Origin of the sequence: Streptomyces sp. NPDC004658, from assembly GCF_040609555.1 — a bacterium.
Taxonomy (GTDB): domain Bacteria; phylum Actinomycetota; class Actinomycetes; order Streptomycetales; family Streptomycetaceae; genus Streptomyces.
Map to the genome: position 1 here is coordinate 1 of NZ_JBEXKG010000110.1, position 26,881 is coordinate 26,881.

The 26,881-nt window shown below is 71.4% G+C and carries 23 protein-coding genes and 1 pseudogene; 21 read left to right on the forward strand and 3 right to left on the reverse strand.

Going from position 1 to position 26,881, the window contains the following annotated elements:
- The first annotated feature begins 75 nt into the window (after positions 1–75).
- Both ABZV94_RS29110 and ABZV94_RS29115 read left to right on the forward strand, forming a co-directional pair.
- The gene (locus tag ABZV94_RS29110; RefSeq protein ID WP_356345494.1) at positions 76–570 is read left to right on the forward strand and encodes a glycosyltransferase; all 495 of its coding nucleotides are present in this window, start codon (positions 76–78) and stop codon (positions 568–570) included.
- Between the two features lie 26 nt (positions 571–596).
- Positions 597–1,205: an HAD-IA family hydrolase gene (locus tag ABZV94_RS29115; protein WP_356345496.1), complete on the forward strand. Its 609-nt coding sequence runs from the start codon at positions 597–599 to the stop codon at positions 1,203–1,205.
- Positions 1,206–1,685: 480 nt separating this feature from the next.
- Here the strand turns inward: ABZV94_RS29115 and ABZV94_RS29120 are convergent.
- Positions 1,686–2,494 (reverse strand): IS5 family transposase gene (locus tag ABZV94_RS29120; protein WP_356345524.1). Its coding sequence is split into 2 segments (ribosomal slippage): positions 1,686–2,144 and positions 2,147–2,494, totalling 807 coding nucleotides; the frame shifts between segments, so codons are not numbered across the junction.
- Positions 2,495–2,639: 145 nt separating this feature from the next.
- Here ABZV94_RS29120 and ABZV94_RS29125 point away from each other — a divergent pair.
- The 19 genes from ABZV94_RS29125 to ABZV94_RS29215 all read left to right on the forward strand — a co-directional run bounded on the left by ABZV94_RS29125 (position 2,640) and on the right by ABZV94_RS29215 (position 25,189).
- The gene (locus tag ABZV94_RS29125; protein ID WP_024127439.1) at positions 2,640–3,977 is read left to right on the forward strand and encodes a DUF2637 domain-containing protein; all 1,338 of its coding nucleotides are present in this window, start codon (positions 2,640–2,642) and stop codon (positions 3,975–3,977) included.
- A gap of 741 nt (positions 3,978–4,718) precedes the next feature.
- Positions 4,719–6,677: a pRL2-11 gene (locus ABZV94_RS29130; RefSeq protein WP_356345498.1), complete on the forward strand. Its 1,959-nt coding sequence runs from the start codon at positions 4,719–4,721 to the stop codon at positions 6,675–6,677.
- Positions 6,678–6,898: 221 nt separating this feature from the next.
- Positions 6,899–7,945 carry a conjugal transfer protein gene (locus ABZV94_RS29135; protein WP_356345500.1) on the forward strand — a complete coding sequence of 349 codons (1,047 nt, stop codon included), beginning with the start codon at positions 6,899–6,901 and terminating at the stop codon, positions 7,943–7,945.
- A 78-nt stretch (positions 7,946–8,023) separates the two neighbouring features.
- A complete protein-coding gene (locus ABZV94_RS29140) occupies positions 8,024–8,248 on the forward strand; it encodes a hypothetical protein (protein ID WP_024127443.1) in 225 nt (74 codons plus the stop codon).
- A gap of 11 nt (positions 8,249–8,259) precedes the next feature.
- Entirely contained in the window at positions 8,260–8,829 is a 570-nt protein-coding gene (locus ABZV94_RS29145) for a hypothetical protein (RefSeq protein WP_356345501.1), read from the forward strand.
- Positions 8,826–9,635 (forward strand): cell division protein FtsK, encoded by an 810-nt coding sequence (locus ABZV94_RS29150; protein ID WP_356345504.1) that lies wholly within the window; start codon positions 8,826–8,828, stop codon positions 9,633–9,635. Before ABZV94_RS29145 ends, ABZV94_RS29150 begins: the two co-directional genes overlap by 4 nt.
- The gene (locus ABZV94_RS29155) at positions 9,632–12,235 is read left to right on the forward strand and encodes an ATP-binding protein (RefSeq protein WP_356345506.1); all 2,604 of its coding nucleotides are present in this window, start codon (positions 9,632–9,634) and stop codon (positions 12,233–12,235) included. Before ABZV94_RS29150 ends, ABZV94_RS29155 begins: the two co-directional genes overlap by 4 nt.
- A gap of 33 nt (positions 12,236–12,268) precedes the next feature.
- Entirely contained in the window at positions 12,269–12,823 is a 555-nt protein-coding gene (locus ABZV94_RS29160) for a hypothetical protein (RefSeq protein WP_356345509.1), read from the forward strand.
- Between the two features lie 2 nt (positions 12,824–12,825).
- Entirely contained in the window at positions 12,826–14,841 is a 2,016-nt protein-coding gene (locus ABZV94_RS29165) for a hypothetical protein (RefSeq protein WP_356345510.1), read from the forward strand.
- Between the two features lie 105 nt (positions 14,842–14,946).
- Complete coding sequence (locus tag ABZV94_RS29170; protein WP_356345513.1) at positions 14,947–15,849, forward strand: hypothetical protein; 903 nt, start codon at positions 14,947–14,949, stop codon at positions 15,847–15,849.
- Between the two features lie 2 nt (positions 15,850–15,851).
- The gene (locus ABZV94_RS29175; protein ID WP_024127450.1) at positions 15,852–17,060 is read left to right on the forward strand and encodes a hypothetical protein; all 1,209 of its coding nucleotides are present in this window, start codon (positions 15,852–15,854) and stop codon (positions 17,058–17,060) included.
- Positions 17,061–17,163: 103 nt separating this feature from the next.
- Entirely contained in the window at positions 17,164–18,402 is a 1,239-nt protein-coding gene (locus tag ABZV94_RS29180) for an MFS transporter (RefSeq protein WP_024127451.1), read from the forward strand.
- 1,142 nt (positions 18,403–19,544) lie between these two features.
- The gene (locus tag ABZV94_RS29185) at positions 19,545–19,883 is read left to right on the forward strand and encodes a hypothetical protein (protein WP_024127453.1); all 339 of its coding nucleotides are present in this window, start codon (positions 19,545–19,547) and stop codon (positions 19,881–19,883) included.
- Between the two features lie 206 nt (positions 19,884–20,089).
- The gene (locus ABZV94_RS29190; RefSeq protein WP_024127454.1) at positions 20,090–20,449 is read left to right on the forward strand and encodes an SH3 domain-containing protein; all 360 of its coding nucleotides are present in this window, start codon (positions 20,090–20,092) and stop codon (positions 20,447–20,449) included.
- A 106-nt stretch (positions 20,450–20,555) separates the two neighbouring features.
- Positions 20,556–21,845: an MFS transporter gene (locus tag ABZV94_RS29195; protein ID WP_356345517.1), complete on the forward strand. Its 1,290-nt coding sequence runs from the start codon at positions 20,556–20,558 to the stop codon at positions 21,843–21,845.
- A 40-nt stretch (positions 21,846–21,885) separates the two neighbouring features.
- Positions 21,886–23,124 carry an ATP-grasp domain-containing protein gene (locus ABZV94_RS29200; RefSeq protein ID WP_356345519.1) on the forward strand — a complete coding sequence of 413 codons (1,239 nt, stop codon included), beginning with the start codon at positions 21,886–21,888 and terminating at the stop codon, positions 23,122–23,124.
- A gap of 41 nt (positions 23,125–23,165) precedes the next feature.
- Positions 23,166–23,999: a tryptophan synthase subunit alpha gene (trpA, locus tag ABZV94_RS29205; RefSeq protein WP_024127457.1), complete on the forward strand. Its 834-nt coding sequence runs from the start codon at positions 23,166–23,168 to the stop codon at positions 23,997–23,999.
- Between the two features lie 229 nt (positions 24,000–24,228).
- Entirely contained in the window at positions 24,229–24,966 is a 738-nt protein-coding gene (locus ABZV94_RS29210; protein WP_356345521.1) for an HNH endonuclease family protein, read from the forward strand.
- 13 nt (positions 24,967–24,979) lie between these two features.
- Positions 24,980–25,189 carry a hypothetical protein gene (locus ABZV94_RS29215; RefSeq protein ID WP_024127459.1) on the forward strand — a complete coding sequence of 70 codons (210 nt, stop codon included), beginning with the start codon at positions 24,980–24,982 and terminating at the stop codon, positions 25,187–25,189.
- A 197-nt stretch (positions 25,190–25,386) separates the two neighbouring features.
- Here ABZV94_RS29215 and ABZV94_RS29220 read toward each other — a convergent pair whose 3' ends face one another.
- Together ABZV94_RS29220 and ABZV94_RS29225 are read right to left on the reverse strand one after the other, a co-directional pair.
- Entirely contained in the window at positions 25,387–26,430 is a 1,044-nt protein-coding gene (locus ABZV94_RS29220) for a helix-hairpin-helix domain-containing protein (protein ID WP_024127460.1), read from the reverse strand.
- Positions 26,427–26,881 (reverse strand): annotated as a pseudogene (locus tag ABZV94_RS29225) (DNA polymerase III subunit alpha); the annotation flags it as partial. The gene ABZV94_RS29220 and the pseudogene ABZV94_RS29225, both read right to left, overlap by 4 nt.

Consider the following 26,881-nt stretch of genomic DNA (forward strand, 5'->3'; position numbering starts at 1 on the left):
CGCCCGCGAGATCTACCACGTCCTGACCACCACGAACGCCACCGCAGCGGCCCCGACTCACCTCACAACCGCTGCTTGACATCCATAAGAGCATCCCCGCCGCCCGCTCTGCTGATGTGGGGCGGCTACCCCGGCGAGTACGAAGGCGACCACCCCGCCGACCTCGCCGAGAAGCTCGGCATCGCCGACGACGTGTACTTCATCGGCTGGCGCGGCCACGACGAACTGCCCCTCGGTCTCGACTGCGCCGACCTCATGGTGGCCCCAGCCGTCAACGAACCCTTCGGGATGGTCTACCTCGAAGCCCAGGCCTGCGGCACCCCGCCCATCACCACCAGCACCGGCGGCCCCGCACGCCTCATCACCTCCCAGGGCCCGCACGCCGACGGCTGGCTCGTCCCACCCGACGACCCGGCCGCCCTCGCCGACACCGTCACCGGCGCCCTCACCGACCGCACCGAACGACGCCGCCGCGCGCTCAACGCCCGCGCCCACGTCGAGTCGACCTACAGCTGGGCCCGCACCGCACAGCACTACCTCGCCCTGTACGCCTCCGCCCTCAGGCACTGAGCCAGCCCTCATCGAAGGAGCACCCCGTGCGCATCCACGGCGTCCTGTTCGACATGAACGGCCTGTTCCGCCACTGGCACAACACCGGCGCCCGCACCGCCGAACGCATGGCCGGCCTTCCCGAAGGCACCATCGACCGCTACGCCTACCAGCACCCCAACTACCGCCTCGCCCGCGTCGGCCTCCTCACCGACCAGCAGTGGGCCGAAGACGTCACCGAGCGCCTCGTCACCGACTACGGCCCCGACGTCCGCAGCGCCCTCACCCACTGGCGTGAGGACCGCGGCGAAGCCGTGCCCGACATGCTCGATCTGCTCGCCCGCGTCCGCGAACACGTGCCCGTCGGCGTGCTGTCCAACTCCACCGACGCACTGCACGCCGATCTGAAACACCACGGCATCTCGTTCGACTACGTGATGCCGTCCGCCGACCTCGGCGTCGACAAACCCTCCCCCCATGCCTACCGCCTCGCCGCCCAGCACATGGGCATCACCCCGAACCGCTTGGCCTACTTCGACGACGAGCCCACCTTCGTGCAGGCCGCCGCAGCCGTCGGCCTGCACGCTCACCACTTCACCCACGCCACCGCCGTCCGCGACCACCTGCACGACGCCGGGCTGACCGCACTCGCCTGACCAGGTCTGCGCCCCGCTTTAGACGCCGTTTCTGATGGTGGACCGTTGGCCACTCGAAACGGGTGGTCTGGCTGAAGGGCCGCTCGGTACGGTGGCTCGGTGTGCTTCTACGCCATGACCTACTACAAGCTGCACTACGCGTGCGTCTCGTGCCGTGTCAGCTTCAAGCGGCATGGCTATCCGCAGCGGGAGCACCTGTGCCCAAACTGCGCTCGACCCCTCATCTGCGCTGGTCATGACTTCGCCCCTCCGCCCAGGCGCGATGTTCGCGGGTGGTCTGTGGCGGCTGCGGTGTTGGGGGAAGGGCTGCGCTACGAGGGGCGATCGGCCTGCGGGTGTGGCAGGGAGCCCAAGTACCGCCCGCGGACAAGAGCCGAACTGCGGGTGCGTCGGATCGTTGCCGCAAGGGACGGGCTCCCGTTGTCCGAGACGTTGTCCCGACCGGACCCTCTGACTCCGTCGGTCGACTGACCTCGCCCCTCAGTGTGTCAGGCGGCGATGGCTGATGAGGGCTGCTGCGACGCCCACGAAAGCCAGGAAGTGCTCGGGCTTGCGCTCGTAGCGGCGGTGCAGGCGTCGACAGCCGGCGAGCCAGGACACGGTTCTCTCTACCACCCAGCGGTGACGGCCGAGCCGGTTCGACGATTCGGTGCCTTTGCGGGCGATGCGAGGGGTGATGTTGCGTTCTCGAAGCCATCGCCGAAGGTGGGCGTAGTCATACCCCTTGTCGGCGTGGAGCTTGTCGGGCTTGCGTCGACGTGGGCCGCGGCGGGAGCGGACCGGAGGAATGCCGCAGATCAGTGGCTTCAGAGCCTGGCTGTCGTGAAGGTTGGCGGCCGAGATACCCAGGGACAGCGGTAGTCCGTTCCGGTCCGTGATCAAGTGGATCTTCGATCCGCTCTTGCCGCGATCGGTCGGATTCGGTCCCGTCAGGGGCCCCCTTTTGCGGCGCGAATGCTCACCGAGTCGATCGCGCAGCGGGACCAGTCCAGCTCACCACGCGCTCCCAACTCCTCCAGGATCACGCGGTGGAGGCGGCCCCAGACCCGTGCGCGGCTCCACTGGGCGAAGCGCCGGTAGACCGTCTGCCAGCACGGCCCGAATACCGGTGGCAGTTGCCGCCAGGTGCAGCCGGAGGTAGCGACGAAGATGATCCCGGCCAGGACCTCGCGATCGTCGGCTCGCCTCTTTCCTCCACCCTGCGGGCGGACGACCTCAGTCGGTGGCACCACCCGTCGAAACAGCTCCCACAACTCCTCCGGCACCAGCCGTTCTACAAGTCCTGCCATGCCCCAGTAACGAGACAGACTCACCATCAGAAACGGCGTCTTACCAGGGCGCTGTCGGCATCAGTGGCCTGCGGCCCGGGCGTGTGATCTGTCCACAGGCCGGCTGTTGAAGGATTCCAGACTCCTCTCATGGAAGGAGTCCGGAGTGCCGGCCAGCACCAGCCGCATCCAGTTGACGCGATGGCACCGCGTCCTCATCGCGATCGTCGTCGTCGGCGTGGCCGTCGTCGCCGCCATCGGCTTCGTCGGCTCGTACACGGCCGTCAGCGACCTGGCGCGGGCAAAGGGCTTCGGTGCGTTCGCCGCCTGGTTCCCCATCGGAGTCGACGCCGCGATCGTCATGCTGCTGGCCCTGGACCTGCTGCTGGACTGGCTGGGCATGCAGCTGCTTCTGCTGCGCTACGCAGCATGGTTCCTCTCCGGCGCCACGGTGGCCTTCAACGCCGCCGCGGCGTTGGGGGATCCGGTGGCCATGGCGATGCACGCCACCATGCCGCTGAGCTTCCTCGCCGCCGTCGAGGCCGCCCGTCGCGCCATCAGCCGGCTCGCCGGGCTGTCGGAGCACCGGCCCATGGACAGCGTCCGCCTGGCCCGCTGGTTCCTCGCCCCGCGCAGCACGCTGCTGCTGTGGCGGCGGATGAAGCTGTGGGAGCTCACCTCCTACACCACGACCATCACGCTGGAGCAGGAGAGGATGCTCTACCGCGCCCGGCTGCGTTCGCGGTTCGGCTGGAAGTGGCGCTCCAAGGCGCCCGTGGAAGCGCGCATGCCCCTGAAGATGGCCCGCTACGGCATACCGATCCGAGACTCCCTCACGCCTGCGACGGCTCACATGCTCGGCCTGGACCCGTCAACCCTCCTCGCCGCCGACCCGGCGCCCCCGGGAGGCCGGGTCCTGGAGCCCACCAGTGCTCAGACCGCGCCCGCACCCGCAGAGGCGGCCTTCGTGCAGCAACCGCCACCGCCTGCCGTACAGCAGGCGATGGCCGGCTCTCAGCAGCCGCGGAACGTTGCCGCCCCCGGCGCCGACCCGGAGGCCGCTCGGGCCCAGGAGGAGCAGGCACGGCACAAGGAGCCGGCCGCCGAGCAGCTGACGCCGACCGGTGAGCAGCAGGCTCTCCAGCCGGATGCCGACGACGGGCGAGAGGGACCCGGTTTTGAGCAGGACGAGCCTGGCGGTAGCAGCGCTGGCCACGACGGCAGCGGCAAGGAGCAGGCGACAAGCCCCCCATTCGAACGCGACGAGGACCAGGCCACGATCGTCGCCGGGATGCGGCCCGCGGACGCGATCCGCCACGCCATCACCGTGCTCAACACCTTCGACCACGCCCAGATCGTCGAGTGGCTCAAGCTCCACGGAAAGAAGGTCAACCGCGGCCAGGCCTTCCGTGTTGCCGAGGCCGCCGAGAGGAACAGCAAGCAACCGGACGCCGAAACCCGGCGGGAGACGGAAACCGACCCGGTGCAGCAGGCTGCTGCATAGGCAACGGGGATGGCCGGGAACGGGGCGACGGGGGAACGCCCCGCCCCGGCTGCCAGCACCGTAGCGCTCTCACCCGGGCCGCTGGAGCGAAACGCGCCAACCCGTTGCTGCGCAACACCCTCGCAAGCAGCACCACCGGACACCGCCTGATCCGGCGCCGCCGTTGCTCCCCCGAGGCACCTCGTCCACGCAACCAAGGTCACCAACATCCGCACCTTGCAGCGCGCCTCGCCGGTCACCCGCGTAGCTCCCGCGTGCCGGCCCTGCTCGAGGCCGTTGGCCGCCGGCGCTGCGACCTCCCGCCCTGGCGTCGGCATCCGGGGGAGATGGCCGTGGGGCTGGCACGAGCAACGCCGTGCCGAAACTGCTGCGTCGGTGCGGCCGATGCAGCGCGCGGTGGTTGCGGACGCAGCCGCGCCGCGGCCGCCCGGGCAACCAAGCAACCGCGCAACCCAGGTGCTGCGCAACGCCGCAGCAGTGGGCTGCCCTCCGTTGCGCAACGCAGGCCCTCCGGTGCAACGGCCGTTGCCTCATGCGGGCCGCGTGTTGCGCGCCCTGCTGCTGCACCCGTTGCTTCCGTCCGGGAGCTCGCAGGGCCTGCGAGGTGTGCCGCCGTGTGGCTCCGGGCGCCGACGGTGTCGCCGTGATTTGTCCACAGGCAGCCGCTCGTAGCGTTCCGGAGCAAGAGCCTCGCCGCCCTCGGGACCGGCGGCGGAACGTGCAGTGTGGAGGAACTCGGCGATGGCACGCAGCGAGGTGGACCGGCAGATCGAGGAGACGGTGGAGGCCGTCGCCCTGGGTGTGGCCCGGCTGCTGTCCGGACGCGAGATGGACGGCGTGGCACGCACCGACGCGACCTTCTTCAAGCGCGGCACCCGCGTCCTGGACGGAGTGGAGGGCACTGTGCGCCGCGCCTCCTACCGGCCCGGCTGGCAGCGCGCCGGTGCCCGGCTGCTCACCCTCGGCGCGCTCGGCGCCGGCGGCTGGAGCTACTACGACGACCCCGACGGCACGATGGCCCTGCTGCACGAGGCCCAGGACCTCGCGCCGACGATCGGCTCCGCGGCCGGCGGCCTGCTGCTGGCCGGGGGAGTGCTGCACCGGGTCCGCACCCGCGGCCGCCGGGAGTTGATGCGCGAGTGGGTCGAGCCGCTGCACCTGGCCCTCAAGGATCCGCTCGGCATACCCGAGGGCACCCGCCCGGAGGCCTACCTGCACGTCCCGTTGAACTTCTCCGACGACGACGCCGAGATCAGGATCGACCTGCCGGTGGACCTGCAGTTCAACGAGCAGAAGGTCTCCGAGATGGTCGTCAAGAAGCTCGCTCTCCAGGGGGTGAGCTTCTCCTGGAAGTACGACGGCCGCGAGCCGTACGTGCTGGTCAAGAAGGTTCACCGGCCCCCGAGCAAGGTGGTCTTCGCCGATCCCAAGGTGCGCGAGCTCGTCCAGAAGGTCCCCGAGTCCGCTCCGCTGATCGGCCTGGAACGCGGCCACAAGATCGTGAGCGTCGACCTCGATGCCGAATCGCCGCACGTCCTGGTATCGGCCGGCACCGGTGGCGGTAAGTCCGTAATTTTGCGGACTATCGCCTCCCAGCTGATTCACCACGGCGCACACGCCTACATTCTCGACTTCAAGCGTGTCTCCCACCTTTGGGCGCGGGGCGTGAAGAACGTGCGCTACTGCCGGGATATCGCTGATATTCACGACGCGCTGATTGCACTCGGCGCCGAGGGGCGCAGGCGTATTCACGCGGCAGAACAGCTCAGTGACGACGCCGATCCGTCCGAGGTCGGGCCGCGCATTGTGATCCTGCTGGAAGAGATCAATGCGACGATGAAACAGCTCAACCGCTACTGGGAGAAGATCAAGGAAAAGGGCGATCCGAAGATTTCCCCGGCGGTTGATGCCCTTGCCGAGATCCTCTTCATGGGCCGTGCGGTGCGACTGCATGTTCTGCTGGTGGCGCAGTCGGCAACCGCGCGCGCACTGGGCGGTCCGGAAATGCGCGAGAATTTCGCCACACGCATCCTGGCCCGCTACACCCAGAACGCGTGGCGCATGCTCGTGCCCGAGGTCCAACCAGCCCCGAAGTCCACCCGGCACATCGGCCGTGCCCAGGTGGTGCTCGGCGGCGTGGCTCACGAGACGCAGGTGATGTTCATGACCGACGCCGAGGCCCGCGCCTGGGCTCAGGCCGGCGCCGCATCCGAGCCGTCCGTCACGCTGGACAAGGCCGAGCGGACCCAGGGACCCAGGGACCCAGCTCACCCCGTTCTCCTGGGAAAACACCCCACGCAGGACCCAGGGACCCAGGGCATAAGCGACAAAACAACCGAGGTGGGTCTGGGGCGGACCCAGGACGGATCCCCCGGCCCCGACATCGCCGCCGGCCCGGCCGAGGGCGCCGACGCTGGCCCGTCGCGGCTGGCCGAACCCGACTTCGAGGCCTTGGCCGAACCGGCCGCACCCGAGGCCGGCGATGCCCTGGTCACGTTGCGCGAGGCGCAGCAGGAGCACTTGCCGCAGCTGACGCTGGAAGCGCTGCGGATGGCCCGCAAGAAGGACCCTGACTTTCCCGCATCCGCCGGGAAGAAGGGGCAGCAAATGCTGTACCGGGTATCCGACCTGCTCAAATGGGAGCGCAACCGCATCACCGCATCATCGGCCGCCGTTGAAGAGGATCCGGACGCCGCCTGAACTCACGGCCGCCACACCAACAGGGCCCGCACCGTACGGTGCGGGCCCTTTTCGTTCCCGCCGAACGTGACCGCTCCTGCCCGGCCGGTAGGAAAACTTATCCACAGGGCATCCGTTTTAGCTTTTCGGTATGAGCTTCCCGCCCATAGGAGCGGGGTGCTGTGTTCCGTCGTGCCCGCCGGGCGCGGGATTCGAGCGCGACACGGCCGAGGAGTCGAAGAATGAGTCGTTGGCGAAGGTTGCTGAACCTTCCTGAAAAGGAGAAAGAGGGGGGCGGGGAACTCGCCGAAGCCCTCGCCGGGCATGCCCGGAAAAAGCTCGGCGAGAGGGAAATACCCGAGACCGGTGACACGGCGGGCAAAGCCCCTGCGATCCAAACGGCCGGTTGGACGGAGGAGGACGAGCCGTCCGGTCACATCGTCGCCCGGCGCACCGGCCGCGTCGTGCTCTGGCTGGTCATCGGACTGGCCGCGCTCACCGGCGTGAAGACCTGGATCGCGCCGTCCCAGCCGCAGGCCCCGACCACCACGTCCGACCCGCAGGCCCAGGCCGCCCGCGACGACGTGCCCGAGGCCGAGGCGGCGCAGGTGGCGGCGCGCTTCGCCCGCTCCTATCTGACCTGGTCCGAGGACGACCCCAAGGCCCGCGAAAGCGAACTCGCCCGGGACCTGCCCAAGGGCGCCGACCCGAAAGCCGGATGGGACGGGCAGGGCACCCAGCTGGTGGCGCAGACCATCCCCGGCAAGATCACCCAGACCTCCCCTCACCACGCCCGTGTCGTGGTCGACGCCCGCATCTCCACGACGACCGGCAGCGGCACCAAGACCAGGACCGTCTCGACCTGGCGGGCCCTGGAGGTGCCGGTCGCCGAGTCCGGCGGCCGTGTCCTGGTCACCGGCCAGCCCGCCCTGGTCGGCCTGCCCGAGGCCGTCACCTACACCGAGCCGGCCGCCCCCGACACCGACGCCGACCTGAGCAGCTCCACCCGCTCCACCGTCGAGGCCTTCCTGACCGCGTGGGCCGCCGGCACCGCAGACCAGACCGCCGCACCCGGCGCCGACATCGCCCCGCTCGGCGCCGGCATCACCCTGGCCGGCCTGGACTCCTGGGCCGTCCAGGCCGGCTCCGGCGACAAGCGCACCGGGATGGCCGTCGTGGGCTGGAAAACCGGCGGCGCCACCCTCCAGCAGACCTACCGGATCACCCTCACCCGGGTCAGCGCCAGCGGCGCCTCCCGCTGGCAGGTGTGGTCCGTCACCGCCCAGTAGCCACCGCCGCGGCCCGCACCTCGATGCGGCCGGCACACACCGCTACGAGCACCACCAGCAACAAGGGAGATACCAGCCATGGGCGGAAACAGCCTGGCTTCATGGGTCATCACCATCGTCGGCACCCTCTTCGGCGCCGTGCTGGCCGTCCGCAGCTTCGGCCACTGGGCGCGCAGCGAGTGGGGAAAGCTGATCACTCACCTCCTGGGTGCGGCCGTCGCCGCGATGGCGATCTTCAACACCCAGAAGACCATCGCCATCCTCACGTTCGTCGGCGGCAAACTCCTCTCGATCTTCCAGTAGGCGGCCGACACATGCGCACCTCACACACCTTCAGCCGTCACTGGGACCTGGAGATGCGACAGCACGAGCTGCTCGGCATCGACCTCGGAGAGGGTATCCCCCGCACCACCCTGCGCTACGGCGCAGTGATCTTCCCCCTCTGGTGGGGAACCTGGCTGATGCTGTTCGGCCTACCGCCCAGGCCGCTGTTCCCCCTCTTCCTGCTGCCGCCGCTGGGACTGACCTACTACGGCGCCAAACGCTCCCTCATCTACTGGCGGCGCACCAACCTCATGGTCTGGGCCGTGCGCGCCCAGTACCTGCTGCGCGGAGTAGCCCCCGTCATCGGCCGCGGCCGCATCCCGCACGGCCGCCTCGGACTCCGGCTGCGCTGCCGCCGACTGGGGGAGCGGGCCCCGCAGCTCGCCCAGATGCCAGGCCTGTCCTCCCTGTTCACCTCCGAGGGCCCCGACCCCGCCCGCTCCGCCGGCGAGGCGCTGCACCTCACCCCCCGCCCACGGCTGTACGGGCCGGACGCCGTGGCCAAGGCCCGCCGCCGCACCCGCCGCATACGCCGCTTTGCACCCAAGGAACCGCGATGACCGTCCAGACGACCATGCCCATCACCGCCCTGCGCACCCTCGTCCGGCTCGGCGACGCGCACACCACCCGCGCCCTGCGCAGCGGAGAGGTACTGATCGGCCTCGCCGCCGACGACGCCCCCGTCACCTGGCCCGACGACGCCGGACACCTCCTGGTCGCCGCCGGCGGGGGAGGGGGCACCACCACCGTGCTGCGCACCCTCGCCGCCCAGATCCTCGCCCGCGGCCACCGGGTCGACGTCCTCGACCTCGACCAGCGCGGCCCCTCCCACCCCTGGGCCGCTGGAGTGGAGAACGTCTCCTACCTCCGGCGCATCGCGGCCATCCACGAGCACCTCATCGGCCTGTTCAACGAGCTGCGCCACGCCCCCACGAGCCCCCACCCGCAGCGGCTGATCCTCATCGAGCACGCCGAACGCCTCGTGTTCGCCCTGCGCCAGTTCTGGTCCGACACCCGCCCGGACAGTCAGCTGGCCGAAGCCCCCGGCGTGGAAGCCCTGCAGATGCTGCTCGGCGCCGGACCCGCCAGCGGCATCCGGATCGCCGCCGGCAGCCCGCACGGACTGGGCCAGCACTTCGGCACCGCGATCGCCGACCTCTTCCCCACCCGGCTCCTTGCCTACGCCGGCCAGACCCTGTGGGCGCGCATCGCCCCCGAAATCTGGCCAGTGCCGCCCGTCTCCGTCATTCCCGGCCGCCTACACGCCGTCCGCGACCGCACCGCCACCCGCCTGCAAGCCCTGTACCTGAGCGAGTCCGAGGCACGCGCCTGGGCTCGCGGCACCACCCCGAAGGAGCTGCGATGACCACCGCGACCCGCGCCAAGCGCAAGAGCGTCTCCCGCGTCGGCCGCCTGCTGGGGCTGGGCGCCGAACGCTTCATGCCCCCGCCCCAGCTCGTCGCCCTCGCCGACGGCCTGGTCGTCACCTCCACCCAGGCCGAGGCCTGGTTCGTGCTGCACAGTGCCAACACCGACCTGATGCCCGAACCCGCCCAGGACCTGGAGCAAGACGCCGCCGCCCTCGCCCTGGCCAAGACGCTGGCCGGGTACGACGCCCACCTGAAGATCGTGTGGTCGCGGCTGGACGGCGAAGCCTTCCGCGCCGAGGCGCGCGAGCTGTTCACCGCGGGCGACGTCGAGCACTTCGCTGATCTGTGGGCCTACCGACTCGACAGTCTCGACCTGCCCCAGCGCCACCTCCTGCTCGGCGTGAAGATCGCCGAACGCTCCTCGGCCGGCGGCGCCAGCGCCAAGAACGCCGCCACCGGCGCGCTCGGCATCCGCACCACCGAACTTGCCAAGGACGAACTCGCCCAACTCGACGCCGTCGCCCGCCGCCTGGAGCGCCGCCTGGAAGCCACGCCCTGGCGGGCCACCGTCGCCCCGGTCGAACTGCTCGCCTGGGCGATCTCCCGCGAGTCCCACCGCCCCCAGCCCGCCCCGCCGAACCTGCCCGCCATCACCGGCGCCTCCCTGGTGCGCCTGACCCAGTCCCGCGCCATCCCCCACCACGACCACGTCGAACTCCTCGACGCCCGCGGCCAGACGGTGGCATGGACGGCAGTGCTGGCCATGCCCACCTTCCCCGAGCAGCTGCACACCCCCGGCGAACAGGAATGGCTGCGCTGCCTGTCCGAGATCACCTACAGCCACCCCGACACCGGCGACGAGACCCTGGTGTGCCCGGAGGCCAGCGTCCGCTTCGCCGTGTGGCGCAAGGGCGCCGCGATCAAGGCCGTCGACAAGGTCCGCCAGGCCGCCAAGGAACAGAGGCGCTCGGCCGCCGAAGGCTCGGCGGGGGAGACCTTCGTCGAGACACAGGAGACCGAGCTCACCATGGAGGCCCTGCGCCAGCGCATGTCGCGCGACAGCCTCACCCTGCTCGAAGACCACCCCCGCCTCATCGTGACCTCCACCGAGTCGCTGGAGGACCTGCGCGCCCGCGTCGATGCCGTCATCGCCCACTACGACGGGCTGTCGATCGACGTCATCACCGCCGAGGACGAGCAGCGCGAACTGTGGCTGGAATGCCAGATCGGCGACATGCTGCGCGTCCCCGATCTCGGGCACGTACGTGAGACCGACGCCCTGGCCGCGAGCATGTTCTGGGGCGGCAGCGAAGCCGGCGACGACACCGGGCCGATCGCCGGACTCCTGACCGGCACCACCCCCGGCGTGTGCCGCCTCGACATCACCGCCGGCAGCGCACGCGGGGACGCGACGACCACCCTGTACGTAGGACGCTCCGGCCGCGGCAAGACCACCGCGATGATGCTGGCCACGCTCACCGCGGCCATGCGCGGCGCGTTCGCCCTCATGCTCGGCTTCAAGGGCGACGAGGCCGGCCTGTACCGGGCCGGCCAATACCTCGGCCTGGACGCCCACCACGTCACCTGCGGCACCGACACCCCTGCGGTCGCCGACCTCTTCCGCCTCCTCAAGCGCGGGGACGCCGCCCTCCAGGTCGTCTCCCAGATGCTGATCATGCTGCCGGAACGGATGCGCGGCCAGGGCGTGGAAACCCACCTGCTGCGCGCCTGCAACGAAGTCGCCGAGTCGGACGACCCCGCCTCCTGGCGGGTCGTCGACCTCCTCAAGGCCTCCACCAACGAACTCGCCGCCGAGGCCGGCCGCGCCCTGGAGGAAGTCTCACGGACCCAGCTCGGCGCCCCACTTCTGGGCCGGCCGCGCAAGGGCGCCTCCCCACTGCGCCCGGAACCGGGCCTGTGGCTCGTACAGGTCCCCGGCCTGACGATGCCCCAGGTCGGCACGAAGCCGGCGGACATGACGATGAACGAACGAGTCAGCCTCGCGCTGATGCGCGGCCTGATCGCGTACTCCCTCAACACCGCTGCCCGAACCGACCTGCGCGACCTGCCCAAGGTCATCTCCGTGCCCGAGGTGCACGTGCTGACCGCGACCGACGACGGCCGCCGCTTCCTGGACTACATCGCCCGCACCGGACGAGCGCTCGATACGTCGCTGGCAATCGACACCCAGGACCCGCGCTCCCTGCTCGGTCTGGACGGTGTCCTGGAGGCCATCACCACCGTGCTCGGCTTCGAGCTCTCCACCCGCGAACAGCAAGACGCCCTCGCCGAGTTGCTGCGCCTGCCGGTCGGCCCGGCCAGCCGGGCCCTCATCCACGGCGTCGGCAAGAACGCCCACGGCGAGATCCGCCACGGGCACTGCATCGTGCGCGACCGCCGCGACCGGGTCGCCACCATGCAGTGGGACGCCCCCTCCGCCGAGCTGCTGCGCGCCCTGTCGACCAACCCCAAAGACCAGGCAGCCGACGAGGCCGCCGAGCAGGCAAACCACGACGATCCGGACGGGCCGCGAACCGATGGCCAGGACCCGGGCGGACAACCGGACTTGATCGAGGCAGGATCGGAGGCTGCGTGAACAACACGTGTACTTGCCAACGAAGGAGTCCCGGTGAACTCGCGTACCCGCCTTGCCGCCGCCGCCGCCCTGACCGCCACCGCCCTCGGCGCGCTCGCCGCGTGCTCGTCCTCCGACGACACGCCGGCCAAACCGTCCGCGTCGGCGGACGCCACCGCCCGGGTCAAGTCCACGGCCACGACGTACATGCAGGCGTGGATGGCCGTCACCCCCTCCGACGGCCGCACGATGTGCACGCTCGAGACCGCGGCCGCGCGCCCGAACTACGACGACGACGGAGGCACCCTCAAGGGCTGCATCGCCCAGCGCCAGCAGGACAGCGCTGCCGACACCGCCGACCCCTCCTCCACCCATGCCCCGCTGACCATCAAGGTCTCCAACGTGCAGGACGTGCCGGCCTCCGACACCCACCCGGCCGGCAAGGGCGTCCTCGCCACCCTGCACCGCACCGGCGAGAAGCCCTTCCGCTACGTGCTGCGCCTGGTCAAGGACGGTGACGAATGGCGGATCGAGCAGAAGAACGACGTCGGCGACCGCTACGCGCACACGGCCGACCCCGTGGCCGCAGTACTCGCACAGATGGAATGACCATGAAGAAACGGCTCGTTGACCGCATACGACGCCTGCCACGACGCCTGCGGCTGCCGCGGCTGCGCAACCTGATGATCCCGATCGTTGGGCTCTACACCACCATGGTGGTGCTCGCGCCGGCCGCGGCCGCCGACGACAACAACAAGTACGCCCCGGCCGGCATCGGCGACCTGATGCCGTCCCCGATCACCCCGCCCCACGGGCAGCACACCCTCTTCGAAACGTACGCGCCCAGCGCCTACCAGCTCGACAAGCAGCTCTCCGACGACCTGTTCGGCGGCGATCTGATCGACGGCAGCATGTACGAGATCTGCCAGATGCTCATGGGCGTGCTCACCATGGTCGGCCGCGCCACCGTGACGATCATCCAGTGGTCCTTCCAGGTCGTCAGCCTGCCCGAAGTCGAGCCGGCCATCTCCAAAGCGATCGGCGCGGCCGCTACCCCCATGGCGGAGACCTTCCTGCCTGCGGCGGTCGCGCTCGGCATGTTCATCGCCTGGGCGCGCCGCTCCGACTCCTCCATGCTCGGACAGCTCGCGTGGGTTGCCGCCAGCGCTGCGATCGCCACCACCTTCTTCACCAGTCCCTCCACCTGGGTCAAAGGGGTCGACAACGCCCGCCAGGCCGGCTCCACCGTCGCCATGACCACCATCAACGGCGGTCTGCCCGGCGACACCTCCGACTCCCTGCCCTTCAAGACCCCCACCCCCACTTGGAGCGGGAACGCCAAAGACGATGCGATCCGCAAGGCCAGCGACGCGGTGTGGCGCACGTACGTTGCCACCCCGTGGTGCCTGGCGGATCTGGGGAGCATCGAGGCGTGCAAGCGGTGGGGGCCCGAGGTCATCAAGCGGGGCGCGGACATGGACTCCCGTGAGACCTACCTCAAGGACCACATGACCGACGACCCGGGATCCGCTGGCCATGACGCGGTCAAGTGGCGTCAGGGGCACACTCCCTCGGGACGGATCGGCCTGCTGATCGCCGCCCTCATCTCCGCCGTGATCTTCGCTGTGCTCGCCCTCACGCTCGCCGCGGCCACCCTGGCCAGCTTGCTGGGCTCGCTGATGCTGCTGGTGTGCGGGGTGGTGTTCGCCGCCCTGTGGTGCATCCCCGGCAAGCCTCGCCAGTGGGGCGTGGGATGGTTCGAAACCCTCGTAGGCCTGACCCTGGTGAGCTTCACCGGCACCATGCTGCTGGGCGCGACGATGATCACGTCGCTCGCGCTGCTCACGCTGCTGCCCAGCTTCGGCTGGCTGATGGTCTCCTGCCTCAACGTCGCCTGCGCCGGCATGGCCATCAAACTCAAGGGCCGCCTGGACGGCATCGTCTCCGGGGGCGGCGCCCAGCTCGCAGGCCGCGGAATGCTCAACGCAGTCGGGCACTTCGCCGCCACCAGCCGCCTGCGCAATGCCATGGGCAACGCCAGCAGCGGCGGCGGCCGCGGAGGCCTGTTCGACGTGCTGCGCGACCGCTTCCCCGGCGGCATCAACCTGCCGCGGGTGCCGCGGCTGCCGCGCCGCTCGCCGGCACCCACCCCGCAGCCCGCCGAGGACGACACCTCCATCACCGTCGAGCGCGTGCGTACCTACCCGCCCCCGCCCAGCCGGCCCCGGCTGCCGTCCGGTACCTACGGAGACCATGCCGCCACGCGTCCGGGCCTGCCCGGCGGACCCGGCACCCCGCCCAGTGCCGGAACCCCCGGCTCGGACAAGGCCGCAGCCGCACGACAGCGGGCCGGGCAGGCCAGCCCCTACCAGGTGCGCTACGGCGCCCCGGACCCCACCGGCGTGCCGCCCCACCCGCGGCAGAACGGCACCAAGACCATCCAGGGCGAAGTGGTCCGTGATGAGCCGGCCAACCCTGTCGGCGCGAAGTTCCGCTCCTACCCACCGCCCGCCAGCGGCCGGGTGATCACCGGATCTGTGGTTCGCGACAAGCCCGCGCCGGCGCCTCGCCCGGAGATCAGGCAGAAAGCCAGGCCGGCCCTGCCGCCCGCCAAGGGCGACAGCTGACCCGGGCGCCGGCCGACTGACCGGCGCCCCCTTGCCCCAACCCCCTCCGCGAGACCCCCTGTCCGGCCCATTCCTTGGGCCGGACCGCCCCGGGGCCATCTCGCCATGCCCGCGCGCCCGCTCACCCACGCCTTCACGGAGACCCGCACCATGACCCAGCCCGAGCACGACACCGACCCGGCCCGCACCAGCGCCCACGACACCGACGGCGCGGACCGGCGCAGCGCCCCTACGGAGAGCGACGGCGAGCGCACCGCAGCCCAGTGGCGGCAGCTGCTGCGCGACGAGCCACCGCCGGACGAACTGGCCGACCTGTCCTGGCGGGCGCGCCGCCGCGGACGCCGAGCCTGGAAGTCGGCCCGCCGCACCCAGCGCGAACAGTGGATCAAAGCCGAACGCCGCAAGGTGCCCACCCCCATTACGGTCCCGATCATCGCCCTGGTCCTGGCCGCAGCCGTCGGCCTCACCTCCTGGCTGCAGGGTGGCCACGACCAACCTGCTGGCACGCGCCCGGCACCCAGCACCAACCCCACCGTCGCGGGTGCACCGAGCACCGACGCCGCTACCCCGACCCCGGCCACCACCGCGAGCCCCACCGCCCCCAGGCCGGCCACGCCCGACGGCATCGCCAGGGCCTTCGTCACCGCCTACTGCACCCGCAAGCCCCTGCAGGACGGATCGCACAAGGCCGCCGTCGAGCGCGCCGCCCCCTACGCCTCCGCCCCGCTGGTCACCAACCTCATCAAGCACGACGACAAGGACTTCAACCAGCTCGTCGCTGCCCAGGCGGTCACAGCCACCCCGACCACGGTGACGATCAGCCAGCCCACCGCAGAGCAGCGGCCCGCACCCGACACCGCCGTCCGGATGTACCGGCAGGCCACGGTCGTCATCACCGTCGAGGGCACGGACAACTACCGCTACACCCGCCACCTGACCCTCGAGATCGCCCGCGCCGACGTCGGTCAGCCCTGGATGGTCACCCGCGTGCTGGGGCTCAAGGAGTAGGCGTGCAGCAGGACTTGGGACAGATAGCCGTCACCGTCGCCGCCAAGAAGACCCTCACCTGGAAGATTGGCATCGCGGCCGGGGTGTTCTTCCTCGCCGCCCTGATGCTGATGGGCGCGCTCCTGCCCGCACCTTCGGCCGCCGCCTCCAGCTGTGAGGACGCCGGCGTCGGCACCGGACCGGCCACCCCCGTCAACGGCAACACCACCGGCGGCGCCTCCGGTTCGGGCACCGGCAGCGTGCACGAGAAGCAGATAGCCAATGCCCAGGCCATCGACAACGTCGCCATCCGCCTCCACCTGCCCGGCAAGGCCACCCTGATCGCGCTGATGACCGCGATGCAGGAGTCGAGTCTGCTCAACCAGGACAACGGCGATCGCGACTCCGTCGGCCTCTTCCAGCAGCGTCCCTCGATGGGCTGGGGCAGCAAGGCGAACATCATGAAGCCCGCCTACGCCGCCGAGTCCTTCTTCAAGGGCCGCGGCACCAACCAAGGCCTGGTCGACATCAAGAATTGGATGACCCGCCCGCCTGGGGACGTCGCCCAGGCCGTCCAGCACAGCAAGTACCCCTCGCTGTACGCCGGCCACGAGTCCGAAGTCCGTGCGCTCGCCACGGAGGCCGGCATTGACCTGGCTCGTGCGGGATCCGCCACCGGCACCAGCGGAGACAAAGCCACCGCCAGCAGCGGCGACGACAGCACGGCGGCCTCCGGCGACGTCCCCAGCCAGTGCCCCACCAACGACACGGTGCCCGGCAGCAGCACCGGCACGAGCAGCGGCACCTTCACCGACGGCAAGAACACCGTGACCCTGCACAACCCCCGCACCGTCAAGGAAGCCATCCGCTGGGCCCGCCTGCACTCCGGCGCCCTGTCGACCCCCGGCTGGTACCGGCGCTGCCTCGCGTTCGTCGCCAACGTCTACGGCTGGTCCTTCAGCGGCGTCGACTACGCCATCGACCACTACAAGGTCGTACCCGCCAACATGCGGCACCCCGGCGACCGGCACCCGCCTCCCGGCGCACTCCTGTACTGGGACACCGGACACCGAGCCGGTCACATCGCCGTCTACCTCGGCAACGGTGAGATCGCCTCCAACGACATCGTCAGGCCCGGCTACATCGACGTCGTCAAGGCCGACGAGATCGAAGACCGCTGGGGCGCCAAATACGTGGGCTGGACCCCGCCGGTCTTCCCCCGCGCCGGGTGAAACCGGGCGGCCCCGCACCGCACGGGGCCGCCCGCCGCCGACCTCTGTCCCTCGTTCTGTTGGCCGCTGCACGTGGCATCTCCCGCAAGGCCGGTACTCCGTCATGACCACCGCTGCCCAGCCCACCGCATCCGCCCGCTACTCCCAGCTGCTGCGCCGCCCGCACGTCCTGCGCCTGCTGACCGGCGCCGTCGTCGGTCACCTGCCGGTCGCCATGGCCCCGCTCGCCCTCCTGCTCGCCGTCCGTGCCGGCGGCGGATCCGTGCGGCAGGCCGGTGTACTCACCGCCGTCTACGGCGTGAGCGCCGCCCTTGGCCAGCCCTGGTGGGGACGCTTGCTGGACCGGCACGGCCAGCACGGCGTGCTGACCACCACCGCCCTCGCCTCCACTCTGTCCTTCGCCGCCCTCGCGGCGCTGCGACCCGGGGCCCACCCGGCCGTCCTGCTCGCGCTGACCGCGGCCGCCGGGTGGGCCACCCCGCCGGCCGAAGCGGCCCTGCGCGTGCTGTGGCCCGAAGTCACGGACAACACACGCCAGTTGCGTACCGCGCTCGGCCTGGACGCCGCCGCCCAGGAAGTCGTCTTCATCGCTGGCCCGCTGCTCGTCCTGCTCCTGGAGACCGCCCTCGGAGCCCGCACCGCACTCGCGGCGTGCGCCGTCCTCGTCCTCGGCGGCACCCTGCTGCTCGCCACCGCCCCGCCCGCCCGCACCTGGATGCCGACTGGCACCCGGCACACCCGCCGGGTCAGCCCGCTGCGCCTGCGCGGGCCCAGGGCCCTGGCCGCGGCCCTCTTCGGCACCGGCATCGCCCTGGGCGCGATGAACATCGTCGCGCTCCAACTCGCCGAAACCCACCACGCACCCGCCCTGTCCACCCTGATCCCCGCCGCCCTGGCCGCCGGCAGCCTCACCGGCGGTCTCGTCTACGGCCGACGCACCTGGAGCGGACCGCCGACCGGACACCTCCTGCTCACGGCCGGATGCCTGCTGGGCGGACTCCTGCCGACCCTTGCCGCGCCGCCGCCCTTCCTCGCCGTCCTGACTGCCCTGTTGCCCGGCCTGTTCCTGTCGCCCCTGCTCGTCCAGACGTTCGCCGGACTCGACCAGCTCGCCCCGGAAGGAACCCTCGGTGAAGCAGCCGCCTGGATGATCGCCAGCCTCGGTCTCGGGCAGGCCGCCGGCTCCGCCCTCGCCGGCGCCGTCGGCGGCAGCGGACCGCTGGCCCCGGCAGCCGTCACGGTCACCGGCGCCGCCGCCTCCTGCCTCGTCCTCGCAGCCGCCCGCCGCACGCTGACGCCGCCCGTCCCGACCACCGCAGCGAGACAACTCGTACGCCGCTGAGGGGCGATGAGTTATCCACAGGCAGGGCCGCCGGGAGGCTGGGGCGCCAAAAACTATCCACAGGCACCCCGGCGCAAGCTCTTCTCAGCGGACGGCACCCGCCCGAGGGCGAGGTAGTCCCGGCCGTCGCGTATCCCGATAGGAGAGGCATCTTTCCCATGCTCAGAACCCGTGCGCGCGTGATCAGACGGGCAGCTGCCACGGCCGCTGCGGTGGCGGCCGCTGGTCTGTTTGCCGCTCCGGGCGCGTCCGCCGTCGAGCAGTCCACGGACACCCCGGCCGTCAGCGTCCCGGACCTCCTGCCCGACGTGCAGGTGTCGGCATCGGCCGGACTCAGCGTGACCGCGGACCCGACCGACCCAGATGACGGGACCGATCCCACGCCCGACCCGACCCCGACCGACCCTGGTGACGGGACCGATCCCACGCCCGACCCGACCCCGACCGACCCGGGCACGCCGACCGACCCCGGCACGCCCACGGAACCTGGCCACCCGACGGATCCGGGGACGCCCACCGATCCCGGCACACCGACGGACCCCGGCACACCGACGGACCCCGGGACACCGACCGATCCGGGAACGCCGACGGACCCCGGGACACCGACCGATCCGGGAACGCCGACCGATCCGGGAACGCCGACGGACCCGGGAACGCCGACCGATCCGGGAACGCCGACGGACCCGGGAACGCCGACGGACCCGGGAACGCCGACGGACCCGGGGACGGATCCGGGCGCCGATCCCACGCCGACGCCGGGTCCGGGCGGCGGCTCGGGCTCTGATGGCCACAGCGGCGGCAGCGGATGGAACTCCCATGGCCAGCACGGCTCTCCGGGCACCAGCTCGGACGCTTCCAACAGCAGCCGAGATCGGCAGACGTCCGCGCAGGACGCATCCGAGAGTGCCCCGGCCGCCAACGCCTCACTGGCGCACACCGGCGCCTCGGGCGACGGCGAACTCGCCCTGGCGGCCGCTGGGATGCTCGCGGTCGGCATGACGTCGATCGGCGCGGCCCGCTACGGGAGGCGCCGCACCCCGGGCGACAGCGACAAGCCGCGCAGCGCCGCCTAGAAGCACGCCGTCCGGAGCCCCGGACGACGGCCTGACCAACCACCCGTTCTCGAGCCTGAAGGGAAGCAGATGCGACCTGTACTGCGCCGCACGGCGATGGCCGCAGCCACCACGGCTGTGCTCGTCGGAGGGATCGCCGCGACGGCCACGCCGGCCTCCGCGATGGAGTCCAGCGCGTGCACCATCAACGACCGCAACCACAGCGTGTGGGGCCCCAACCTCGAGTGGCCGGCCATTCACACCGGCCCGGGCAAGGCCTACAAGACCAAGGGACACCTGGACTCGGCCGGCGAGTTCTACGTGCTGTGCTCGACCAAGAACAAGTACGGCAACCGCTGGTACTACGGCGAATCACTCAGCAGCGGTTCGTACGGTGTCAAGGGCTGGGTCTGGGCCGGCTGGTTCTAGCACCGCCGCGCGCCGCCGACGCGCCGCGCCCTTAAAACCGCTCCCTCGGGGAGCGCCCGGGCCCCAGCGCCGTGACCTGACCACGGCCAGGCCCCCTTCCAGGCCTCGGCGACGCCGGCGTCCGACACCGCGTCCAGTGCCTGCTCACCGACCTCTCGCCGAGGCACACCCCTACCCAACCACACCCCTTTTGTGGAGGATTGTGCATGTCTGCACGTCGTATAGCCGTGCTCGCGGCCACCGCGGCCGCCGTCTCCCTGCCGCTGCTGTCCGCCCCGGCGGCCACCGCGGCGCCGCAGTCGGTCGCCACCGCGGTGCCCGCCTCGTCCTGCACCGCCAACCCCTACCTTCCGTGGGCGGTGCACGGCACCAACGCGGTGACCATCCGCTCGAAGGCGACCACCCACTCCACCGCGCTCGGCGTCCTGTACAAGTCGCACAAGTTCAAGGTGCACTCGTGGACCAAGGGCGCGACGTGGGTCAACATCACCGACAAGAACACCGGCATCCGGGGCTGGGTCTCCGGCAAGTACGTCTACCGCGACGTGAAGATGTGCCTGGACTGATCCACCCCTGATCGCGGTGCCCCGGCAACCCGTGCTGTCGGGGCACCCCCCTTCGGTGGCCGTCGGCCCTGTCCCCCTCTTCTTTCTCAACCGCGCAGGTGTCGCCATGCTCTCCTTCGCCGTTCCTGCGCCGCTGGCGCGCAGCTCGTTGATGCGCGCCAGCGACGCCCTGGCCACCCAGACCGCCACCTACGCCATCCCCCTGCTCATCCTGGTGACGACCCGCTCCACCGCCCTGACCGGTGCCGCGTTCCTGCTGGAGTGGCTGCCGCGGCTGATGGCCTTCACCATCGGCGGGCCCCTGGTCGACCGCTTCCGCGCCGACCGCGTCTTCCGCACCGCCGCGCTCGCCCGCATGGTGCTGTGCGCGGCCGCAGCCTGCGCCCTGGTCGTCCTGCCCGCGGCCGGCATTGCGGCCACCGTCGTCGTTATGACCGTCGGCGCCGCCGGCGGACTGCTCTCCCAGGCCTGTTTCGTCGCGGTCGAGACGCTCGGCGCGCACGCCAGCCGTGCCGCCGGCACCGATGCCCACCGCGTGCAGTCCGTGCAGATCGGCATTGACCAGAGCGCCCTGCTGGCCGGCCCGCTCCTCGGCGGCCTGCTGCTGGCGGTCGGCCCCACCCTGATGCTCACCGTCGTGGCCGCTCTGTCGGCCACCGCCGCCGTCAGCACGATCACCACCCCGGCGTCCGCCAACAGCACCGCCTCCGGGGTCCGCGCCGTGGCGGCCAGCCTGCGCACCGGGTGGCGCACCGTGCGCGGCATCCCCGCCCTGGCCTGGCTGGTCACCGGACTCTTCGCCAGCAACCTGGCCCTCGCCGTCACCCAGGCCAGCGCCCCGATCACCATCATGACCAGCTACGGCCACTCCTCGATCGCGGTCGGCGCGGTCTGGAGCGCGGCCGGCCTGGTCTCCCTCGCCGCCGTCGCCGCATGCCGCCGGGCCATCGACCGCCTCGGACTGTGGCCGGTCGGCGCCGCTGGCGCCGCCACCGCCTGCGCCGCCTGCCTGGCCACTGCCCTCGCCCCGAACCTCGGCGTGTACGCGGTGACGATCGGCGTACTGATGGCCGGTGAGGGCGCGTTGACCGTCGTCCTGCGCACCCTACGCGCCCGCCTCATCCCCGCTGCCGTCTTCGGCAGCACGCTCAGCGTGACCATCGTGCTGATCGTGGTGCCGATGCCCGTGGCTGGCGCTCTGGTCGCCGGCATCCCTGCCGACGCCCTGCCCGGCCTGCTCCTGCTCTGCGCCATCCTGCAGGGCCTGGTTATGGCCCTCGCCTTCCGCGGCCTGTGGCACCACCGCGCCTCCTACGAGGTCCACACCACAGCCATCGCTTCCGCGCCCACCGGCAATCCCGTCCCCGCTGAGGCGGATACGCCGCGCGCGGCCTGACCCAGTTCCCCACCCGCACGTCTTTCCCCGGGAGTTCACCGTGTCCCACCCCATGCTGCTCGTGATCGGTTCCGGCCCGCGCCCCATGCGCAGCTACCTGCTGGAGCAGACCGCAGCTCACTACCCGCTGCTGCTGATCAACGACGCGCCGCTGACCTGGCAGAAGCCCTACGTCATCGACCATCAGGTGGCCGATCTGAGCGACCCGGTCGCGGTGAACGCCGCCGCCGCGTCGCTGGCCGTGCGCTGGCCCATCGCCGGCGTGCTGACCTGGGACGAGTACCACCTGATGGCGGCCGCCCGGCTCGCCCAGAGCCTCGGCGGCCGGCCCGGCAATCCGCTCTCGGCCGTCGCCGCCGCCCGCGACAAGGCCACCTCCCGCCAGCGCTTCGCCGCCGCCGACGTTCCCTCCGCCGCCTCCACCTGGGTGCACTCCCTGGACGCCGCGGCCTCGGCGGCCGAACGCGTCGGCTATCCGGTCGTCCTCAAGCCCGCCGCCCACGCCGCCAGCATCGGTGTCGTCCGGGTGGACACGATCACCGACCTGCCCGCGGCCTGGGCCATCGCCTCCGCCGGCGCCGCCCACCAGGGTCCGGAGGGGCAGGGCGTGCTCGTGGAGGAGTACCTCGACGGCCCCGAGGTCTCCGTGGAGACCGTCACCCACCGGGGCGTCACCAGCGCCGTGGCCGTCACCCGCAAGTCGGTCGGCTTCGCCCCCTACTTCCTGGAGACCGGGCACAGCGTCACCGCCGGCGACCCCCTCCTGTACGAAGTCGCCCCCGTTGCCTCGGCCGCCCTGGAGGCGGTGGGCATCACCCACGGCGTCAGCCACGTCGAGCTCCGCCTCACCCAGGACGGACCGAAGGTGATCGAGGTCAACGCCCGCCTGGGCGGAGACCTCATCGGCGAACTCGTACGCCTGGCCACCGGGATCTCCCTGCCCCGGGCGTCCGCCGCCCTCGCCTGCGGCGAGACCCCAGACCTGCGCCCCAACCAGCAGCGCAGCGCCGCCATCGGCATGATCTACCCGCCCGCCGAGGGCATCGTCACCCACCGCGAGCTGCGGCCCGGAAGCGACCGGCACCTGGAGCACTTCCAGTGGCTGTGCGACGTCGGCGACGTGGCCACCCTCACCCCCTCCAGCACCACACCGAACAACATCCGCGCCGGGTACGCCGTCGTCAGCGGCGACAGCGCCCACGAGGCACAGCAGCACCTCGCCGACGTCCTCGCCCGCGCCGAGGTCAAGGTCGCCTCCGCCGTTCCCGACGCCGCGTGAGCAACCCCGGCCCGCCGCATGCCGCTTGAAGGGAACCACCTATGACCCACCCCACGCCCGACCGCCTCACCGCCGCGCTCTCGCAAAGCGACCCCGCCCTCGGGGTCTTCCTGCCCGCAGGCTTCCCCGCCCCCGGCCTGGACCTCGAAGCCCTGCAGGCCTTCGCAGCCGTGGGCGCGCGGGTCCTCGAGGTGGGTCTGCCGTACTCGGACCCAAGCCTCGACGGGCCGGCCATTACCACCGCCTACCAGCACGCTCTGCGCCATGGCACGCGCATCGCCGACGTCCTCACCACCGTCCGCCGCGCCGTCGCCACCACCGATGCCGCCGTCCTCGTGATGACCTACTACAACCCCGTCTACCGCTACGGCATCGACCGCTTCACCCGCATGCTGGCCGACGCCGGGGCGGCCGGAGCAATGATCCCCGACCTACCCATCGAAGCAGCCGCCCCATGGATCGCCGCGTGCCGCGCGGCCGGCCTGCACACCCCGCAGTTCGTGGCCCGCCACACCAGCGACACGCGCCTGGCCCAGATCGCTGTCACCGCCTCCGGCTGGCTTTACGCGCCTGCCACCCACGGCAAGACCGGCGCCCGGCACGACCTCGACCTCCCCGCCCTGGAGGCCTTCACTACCCGCCTGCGCCAGACCACCGCCCTGCCCGTCGTCACGGGAATCGGCGTGGCCACCCCCCAACACGCCGCGCAGGTCGCCCCCTTCGTGGACGGCGCCGTCATCGGCTCCCCGGTGGTCCGCATCCTGCTCGACCGGCCCGACAGCCTCGGTGTCGCCGAGGCCGCCGACCACACTGCCGCCTTCGTCGAGTCACTGCGCACCCGCGGCCTCAGCCCCCTGCAGGCCACCGCGTCCTGACCCCCCGGGGCAGACCCGCCACCGCACTGATGTCTGACACCGGACGTTCGCCAACTGCTCGGGCAACGGCGTACGAACCCGGCGCGGGGGAGCGTTCGAACCTTCCCTGCCTACCGGACATGCGTTCCTTGGCCACGCCTGCCGCCGTCCCGCACAGCACATCGGTGATCATCAACTTCTCCGCCGACAGCGGCTCCCGCCCGCCCGAAGACTTCGAGGTCCCCTCACGGTGAAGCTCTCCGCCGCACTCCGCGCGCTCTGCACCGCCGCCCTGGCCGCCGCCCTTGCGGCCTGCCACGCCCCGCTCACCCAGCACGCCGCCGCCAACGACAAGCCGGCATCCAGCCCCGCCCGTGCGGCCCTGGACAGCCTGCCCGTCCACCAGGCCGGAACCCTGTCCGGATACGACCGGATCGACAAGTTCGGCACCGCCTGGCTCGACACCACCTCCGCCCCCGGAGCACGGAATGGGTGTGACACCCGCGACGATGTCTTGTTCAGGGATCTTTCGCAGGTCCGGTTCCGGGACGGCTCTACGTGCGTCGTCGCCTCCGGCAGCCTCCTCAAGGACCCCTACACCGGGCGCCGCATCGAGTTCGTGCGCGGCCGCGGCAGCTCCGGCTCCCTGGACATTGACCATCTCGTCGCACTCGGCGACGCCTGGGTAACCGGCGGCCGCGCCCTGAGCCAGGCCGACCGTGAGGCTCTGGCCAACGATCCGCTGAATCTGGCTGCGGTATCCGCTTCGGCGAACCGACAGAAGGGCGACCAAGACGCCTCCACCTGGCTGCCGTCCGCGACCGGATGGCGCTGCACCTACGTCGCCCGGCAGATCGCGGTCAAGAAGAAGTACCACTTGTGGGTCACACCCCCAGAGCGCACCGCCATGGCCCGCGTGATGGACGCCTGCCCGTCCCAGCCGCTGCCGACCGAGAACGATCCGGGCGTCGTGCTCAAGAAGAAGTAGCAAGGAGAGCCCCGTGCGCCCCACCGCCACCGCCACCATCCCCCGCAGCCGCACAGCCCCGGCCCGTCCCTCCCGCCGCCCGCCGCTGTGCCCCCTGCCCGACTACTCCACCGTCTTTCGTGAACCGGTCTACACCGATCCCCGCGTAGCGGAGTGGTACCGCCAGAGCTGGGAGGAAGAGCAGCAGCAACGCGTCTCTCGCCGCCGCCGGCCCACACCCTGACGCCGGGCACCGCGCCCCGGCTGCCGAACCGTGCGCGCGCCCGTACTGCCCCATCAGATGAGGACGGCACTTCCCACCAGCCGACATCTGCGACCGGCACACGGCGTCGAAGTCCGGGGCTGAACCGAACGCGCCCACGGGCATGTCCGCGCGCCACACAGCGGGTTCTTCGGCGCCGGATAGCCCTGTACCACGCTTCACCCGGGCGGGATGAAGGAGCTGTTGGCTGTCTGGAGCGTGGATGCCGCGCCGATGATGTCAGGCCGGAAGCGGTGCCGCGCGCGGTCCAGGACAGCTTCCAGGCGGTGGAGTTTCTCGTCGTGGTCGTCGAACGTGAGCTGGTGGACCGCGTCTTGTGCGGAGCGAAGGCGTTCGGCTCGCACGGCAATGGCGCGGATGCGGGCGCGCTGGAGACCGAGGTTGTCCAGGAGCTGGCGGGCGAGAGCCGCCAGGTCGGGGGTGTGGGCCGTCGGTTCGGTGAGGGCGCGGGTGCGGATCGTCTGGGTGCGGTCGGCGTAGGTAACGGTGAGCGTGACTGCTTGGGCGACCTCGCCGCGGTCGCGCAGGTGGCCGCCGAGTTCCCCGGTCAGGGCCAGGACGACGCGCTGATGCTGGTCGGGATCGAGTTGGTCCCGGTCGAGGCGCCGGTTGGCGGTAAGGGACTTGGGAGCAGCGGCCGACACGACGGGGCGGTCGTCGATGCCGCGGGCGAGGTTTTGCGCCTCGCGGGCGAATGTGGTGCCGAGGATCCGCTGCAAGGTGGCGGGTGGGGTGTCGGCGATGTCGCCTACCGTGAAGATGCCGTAGTGGGCGAGTGTGCGGGCCGTCTTGGGGCCGAGGCCGGGCAGGGCGCTGGCCGGATTGGGACGCAGGAAGGCGGCGACCTCGTAGGGGCTGTCCCCGACGATCGTGGCGGCGCCAGGCGGTGTGACAGCGGCGGCCATCGCAGCGATCGACCGCGTGGGGCCGGCACCCGCCGAGCTCTGAACGCCGTAGAGCGCGAGGAGGCGTAGGCGGGCCACGGCGATCAGGCCTGCGGTGTCGCGGTTCCAGAATCTCAGCGAGCCGGTGAGGTCCATGTAGGCCGACCCGTCGGCAGGCAGGGGTTCCACGGTCGGGCTGATGTCCCGCAGAACGGCCAGCAACTGCTCGAACAGATCCTGGCTGCGATCCTGCGCATGGAAGTGGATCCGCACGATGGCCCGCGAGCGCCGGACTGACAGTGGCGCGGTCGGGGTCATCCGGCGCTTCCTTGGCTCTTGTGTCCCAGACGGCTCAGGTCGGCCGAGCGGCTGCCAGCGGGCTGGAGGTCCGCGTACGGGTGCAGCCTGGCGCCGGCGGTGCCGTCCTGGATTGTCCGCGCAGGCTGTGCGGGGGTGGCGGCCGGTGCGGCACGGCCGAGGATGTCGAGGACGGCCTGCGGGCCGTGGGTCGCGCGTGCGGCCGCGAGTTGATCGAGGTCCCAGGCCATCTCGCCGACCACGGTGCGCCTGGGCCCGCGTGCCTCGACCGTGCCCCGGACGAGGAGCAGGCCGTGGTGGAAGATCGTGTGCGCGCAGGCCTCGTGGGAGTCCTCGAAGAAGGCGAGGTCGACCAGTGTCCAAGTACTCCTCTGAGTGCACCACCGAGTACGAAGTTGTGTGCACCACAGCTCAGGCGACGTCGGTGTCCCGCTCGATGGCCTGGAGGCGG